The 3,312-nt window shown below is 65.1% G+C and carries 7 protein-coding genes; all 7 read left to right on the top strand.

The features are described from left to right. Positions 1-463 (top strand): hypothetical protein (locus DBR23_RS29685; RefSeq protein ID WP_199227725.1); only part of this gene is annotated, 463 nt, incomplete at its 5' end. A gap of 71 nt (positions 464-534) precedes the next feature. Next, positions 535-834 carry a holin gene (locus tag DBR23_RS15565; RefSeq protein ID WP_108498847.1) on the top strand — a complete coding sequence of 100 codons (300 nt, stop codon included), beginning with the start codon at positions 535-537 and terminating at the stop codon, positions 832-834. After that, positions 831-1,469, top strand: a complete 639-nt coding sequence (locus DBR23_RS15560; RefSeq protein ID WP_108498846.1) for an endolysin — start codon at positions 831-833, stop codon at positions 1,467-1,469. The genes DBR23_RS15565 and DBR23_RS15560 overlap by 4 nt, the downstream gene beginning before the upstream one ends. Continuing rightward, the gene (locus DBR23_RS15555) at positions 1,466-1,681 is read left to right on the top strand and encodes a hypothetical protein (RefSeq protein WP_108498845.1); all 216 of its coding nucleotides are present in this window, start codon (positions 1,466-1,468) and stop codon (positions 1,679-1,681) included. The genes DBR23_RS15560 and DBR23_RS15555 overlap by 4 nt, the downstream gene beginning before the upstream one ends. Next, entirely contained in the window at positions 1,681-1,878 is a 198-nt protein-coding gene (locus tag DBR23_RS15550) for a hypothetical protein (RefSeq protein WP_108498844.1), read from the top strand. Before DBR23_RS15555 ends, DBR23_RS15550 begins: the two co-directional genes overlap by 1 nt. After that, positions 1,875-2,420, top strand: a complete 546-nt coding sequence (locus DBR23_RS15545) for a DUF2514 family protein (protein ID WP_108498843.1) — start codon at positions 1,875-1,877, stop codon at positions 2,418-2,420. The genes DBR23_RS15550 and DBR23_RS15545 overlap by 4 nt, the downstream gene beginning before the upstream one ends. A 7-nt stretch (positions 2,421-2,427) precedes the next feature. Next, the gene (locus DBR23_RS15540) at positions 2,428-3,168 is read left to right on the top strand and encodes a Gp49 family protein (RefSeq protein WP_233250481.1); all 741 of its coding nucleotides are present in this window, start codon (positions 2,428-2,430) and stop codon (positions 3,166-3,168) included. The last annotated feature ends 144 nt before the right edge of the window (positions 3,169-3,312 follow it).

Below are 3,312 nucleotides of genomic sequence, written 5' to 3'. Positions count from 1 at the left end.
CGCTGCAGAGTCGGCCGCCGATGCTGCCGCTATCTCGGTGCGCGCCCTGATCGCCGGGGCCATGGCCGCCGCCGAGAGTGGTGCCGACAGCATGACTGGGCTGGGCGGACTGCCCAATTCGGCGGGGACGCTCTCTGCGGTGGAGGCCGGCGCCGACAGCCTGGGTGCTAGCGGTGCGGCCCTGGTCAGTGCGTTGCTGGCCGCCATCGAGGCTGGGGAGGACACCGCAGCCATCGCCGGGGAGATTGCCGCAGGCGGCGTGCTGGCGGTCATGGAGTCTGGCCATGACGTGTTCGCAGCCATCGAATCCGCGCCGCCTCTTGACCCCAGCCGCACGCTGGTGGTTCCCATTGAAGACAGGACGCTTCGCGTTGCTGCTGAAACCCGCCTGTTGTCGGTAGCGCGCGAGGTCCGCGTGGTGGGCGTGGCTGCAGAGAATCGGATGCTTCTCGTGCCCGCGTAAGGTGCGCTCCCAAATGATTCCCCCCCAGTAGGGTTAGACCATCTGGCGCATGCCCGGAACACTCCGGGCTCATGAAAACAGAAACCATCGACGCTCTTGCCACGGCTGGCGGTCGCACCTCCGGCGGCGGCGCTGTCGTTGGATTTCTTGGCTGGCTTGCCTCATCCCAGGCAATCGGGCTGTTTGGCGTGTGTATTGCGCTGCTGGGCGCCCTGGTGAGTTGGTACTACAAGCGCGAAGCAAACCGCCGCTTGGCCGCCGAGCATGCCCTGCGCCAGCAGGAGCGCCAGATACGCATCGACATCATGCGCAACACTGGGCGTCTGGTTCCCGGTAATACCGACCTGGGCGAGCTGGGAGCCGACGAGTGAGCCGCGTCCCCGCCCAACTGCGCACCAGCCTTGCCGCCCTGGCCATGCTGCTGGGCGCCGGTGGCGGGGCCTACTACGTGGACGAGGCCGCCACGCGCGAGGCCAACACCAACGCCTACATCCAGGCCGTGGCCGCAGACCCCCAGGTGTCTGACGGCATCCGCATTGCCATGGTCATGGCGAGCTTTTACGAATCCAGCAACCGCCATATCGGCGTGCCCTACGTGGACAAGCTGGGCAAGGGCCAGCCGCTCACCGTCTGCAATGGCCTGACCGGGCCCGAGGTGGTTGCGGGGCGCACCTACACCCCCGCCGACTGCTACCGGCTGGAGAAGCGCCGGTACATCGGCTACGAGGTCGAAGCCAAGCGCCAGCTGACTTACTGGGACAGCTACGACCCGTTCCAGAAGGCCACGTTTTTGGACTTCATCCACAACAAGGGCGGCGGCTCGCTGGAGTTCAGCACCATGCGCCGCAAGGCCAATGCCGGGGACTGGGTGGGCGCTTGCCGAGAAAACACGCGCTGGAACCGTGGGACTGTGCAAGGCGTTTCCACCGTGCTGCCAGGCCTGCAGCTGCGCGGCGATTCCAACGATGAAATTTGCCGCACATGGCGGTTTGGAGCGCGATCATGAAACTCGCAATACTCATTTTTCTGGTTTTGCTCAGCGCACTGCTCACCGGCTGCGCAACCACCAAAGGCCTGCAGGTGTCCGACGAGGACGCGGCCGAGTGCGCTGCCGTGGGTTGCACGCCCTGGTCTGAGCGCCAGCTTGAAGGCCTGGCCAAGCACTTCTACGGCTTGGGTGTGAAGGCAGGCATCCAGCGCCAAAAAGGGTCGATCTGATGCGCGCCATTGTCCTGGCCGTCCTGGCTCTACTGCCGGGCATTGCCATGGCCAGCGGTTTCTACCTGCCGTGGTGGGCCGAGGCGCTGCTGTTCCTGCTGGGCACTCCGGCGGGCTGGGCATGCCTTGCGCTTGCGGCGGCGGCACTGATCGGTCTTGTGGTGGTCGCCTGGAAAAAGAGAGGGCAGGGGAAATGATCCTCGACAAGCTCAAAGCCTACGGCGCCATTGCCGCCGCCCTGGCGCTTGGGGTGCTGCTGGTGGTGCAGACCGCACGGATGCACACCGCCCAGCTCGATGCAGCGAACACCCGCACCAAGAACGCCCAGACCCTGGCGCACATCGCCGACCTGACAGCCAAGGCCCTGCGCGCCGTGCGTGCGCAAGAAGCCCGCTGGGCCGCCGAACAAGAAAGGAACGCCCGTGAAACCGCTACAAAAATCGAAGCTGCTAACGCTGATGCTGCCAACGCTCGCCGTGCTTCTGGCCGCCTGCAGCAACGCATCGATGCCCTTGTCTCCGCAGCCCGTCGATCAGCCGCGAATCCCGGCACTGAGCCCGCAATCGCGGCAACCGGCGATCCCATCGGAGTGCTTGCCGACGTGCTCGGCCGCGCTGACCAAAGAGCGGGAATCCTGGCTGAGTACGCCGACAAAGCCCGAATCGCCGGGCAGTCCTGCGAGCGCGACTACGACGCGCTGACCCAACCGCCCCGGCCGGATGCCGGGCCAACTCCCTGAGAACACCATGACCCAACTTGCACCGCACCAGCAACGCGTCGTTGATGAAAAGCGTGAACTGGACGAAAGGCTGCAGAAGCTGTCCGCATTCATCAGTTCCGAAAAGTTCACCACCATCGTTCAGGACGAAGCAGAGCGCGGCCGTCTCGTTTGCCAGGAGGAAACGATGCGGGACTACAGCGCGATCTTGGCCGAGCGTATCGAAGCCTTTGGCGGTGCACTCGCCACGCTCCCAGTGGTGGACTCCTGCCCCGATTCCCTGGAACTCGAGATCCAGGCCAAGGCCAGCAAGGGGCCGCGTGTGACGCCTGCAGCACTGAAGGATGAAATTGCCAGCGCGCATTACTTCACCGCCGATGAGGGCGTGTACGGCCATGAAACGCTGAACAGCGAGAGCGTATCTACGCCTGAGCCGCAGGGTCCATTGGGCCTGCTCACTATCTGCGTCTTGAAGTTGCGCAACGGATTCACGGTGCTGGGCCACAGCGCTTGCGCAAGCCCTGAGAACTTCAACTGGGAAATCGGCAAGCGCATCGCCCGCGAGAACGCAGAGCGCCAAATCTGGCCCCTGCTGGGCTTCCGCCTGCGCGACGAGCTGGCCCGCCCGGTGCTCACCGATGCGGATGCCGCTGCGGATCTGGCCGGCACACCACGCCCGGACAACTCCACCGCTGAGGCAGCTGACTTCCTGGCCAGCGTGAAAGCCTGCGACTTGTCGGGCGATGCACCGTGCGAGGCCTGCCAGTGATCGCGGGCGCTCTGGCTGCTATCGCGGCCATTTCCATCATCGGCTACGTGGTTGCGATCTCGCTGGGCCGCCAGCCCACCAAGGATTTGCTGACCGTTGCCGTGGTGGCCCTGATTGCATCCTGCACCACCGCAGCTCCCGACC

The sequence above is a fragment of the Acidovorax sp. HMWF018 genome (assembly GCF_003061035.1).
Lineage (GTDB): Bacteria > Pseudomonadota > Gammaproteobacteria > Burkholderiales > Burkholderiaceae_C > Acidovorax > Acidovorax delafieldii.
Note: the sequence above shows the minus strand (reverse complement) of the source record. Positions and strands in the feature narration are given on the sequence as shown.